Below are 1,102 nucleotides of genomic sequence, written 5' to 3'. Positions count from 1 at the left end.
GGCCGGCGCGAAGAACGCGTGCCCCGTACCGCCGATTGCGGACAGCAGCACCATCTGCCACAGGTGCGCCTCGCCGGTGATCACCAGCGCCGCGAAGATGCCCTGCGAGGTGCAGTTGACGGTGTTCGCGACGACCATGACGCGGTGCCGCGGGATCCGGTCGGCGACCGCGCCGCCGACGAGGATGAAGACGATGAGCGCCGTCGTCCGCGCCGCGGCCACCAGGCCGACGTCGGTGGCGGACCCGCCGGCTTCGAGTACCGCGAACGCCGAGGCGATGAGCGCGCCGGAGGCGCCGAGGTTGGTGATCACCGCGGCGAGGGACAGCAGCGTGTAGTTGCGCCCCGCCCAGCGGCGGGGCGCGGTTCCGGCGGCTGCGGGGTCCCGTGCCGGCTCCGGCGGGGAGTCGGCGTCGGGTGCGGGGGGACGGATCACCCGCGGACTATGCCGGGTCCGCCGCCCCGCTGCCAAGTGGAATTCGGGCGCTCAGCCCTCCAGCGGGCGCAAGGTGTCCATGATCTTGGCAATGGTGTCGTTCGGGACCTCGTCCTTCACGCCGGTGTCGGTGTACAGGACCCAGGTGGCGAACTCGCCCTTGACGTCGGTGTAGGTGAACGCGACGATCTTGCCGTCGGCCGAGCACTTGGTCTCGCGCGGCACGTCGGTGACCGTCGCGGTGGCCATGTGCCCCTTCAGGCCGTGCTTGCTGCTGAACGGCACCGGCTCGGTCTGCTTGACGGTCGCCTTCTTACTGGTGTTGAAGGCGGCCTCGGCCCAGGCGCCGGCCTCGTTCTCGACGGCTTCCTTGGTGTTCTTCGCACCGATGCCGCCCTTGGTGCCGGCGCCGGCGCGGCTGGCGTACTTGCATATGCCGTTCTTGTAGAGCGCGGCGCCCGTCATCGACACCAGCGGGCCGGAGTCGTCCTCGAAGCCGATGGTCATCGTCGGGGACTGCACCTCCCACTCCGGCGGCACGTCGTAGACGTTGTGGCGCTTGGCGTTGTGGACGGCCTTCCAGCCGGAGACGACGGGTTCGATCTTCTGGTCGTCGGCGGCGCCGCGCGGGTTGTCCGGGTCGTCCTGCAGCACGGGCTCGTCGGAC

At 70.5% G+C, this 1,102-nt stretch carries 2 protein-coding genes; both read right to left on the bottom strand.

Annotated features, from left to right (window positions below; translation table 11 throughout):
• Positions 1-435: MFS transporter (locus H5J30_RS34985; protein ID WP_181791824.1), on the bottom strand; the 435-nt coding region annotated here is incomplete at its 3' end.
• Positions 436-486: 51 nt separating this feature from the next.
• The coding region (locus H5J30_RS34980; protein ID WP_508471341.1) for a DUF8017 domain-containing protein at positions 487-1,102 on the bottom strand (616 nt) is incomplete at its 5' end.

Origin of the sequence: Streptomyces phytophilus, assembly GCF_013870535.1 — a bacterium.
GTDB lineage: Bacteria > Actinomycetota > Actinomycetes > Streptomycetales > Streptomycetaceae > Streptomyces > Streptomyces phytophilus.
The sequence above is the reverse complement of the archived record's forward strand: the minus strand, read 5'-3'. Positions and strand labels throughout refer to the sequence as shown.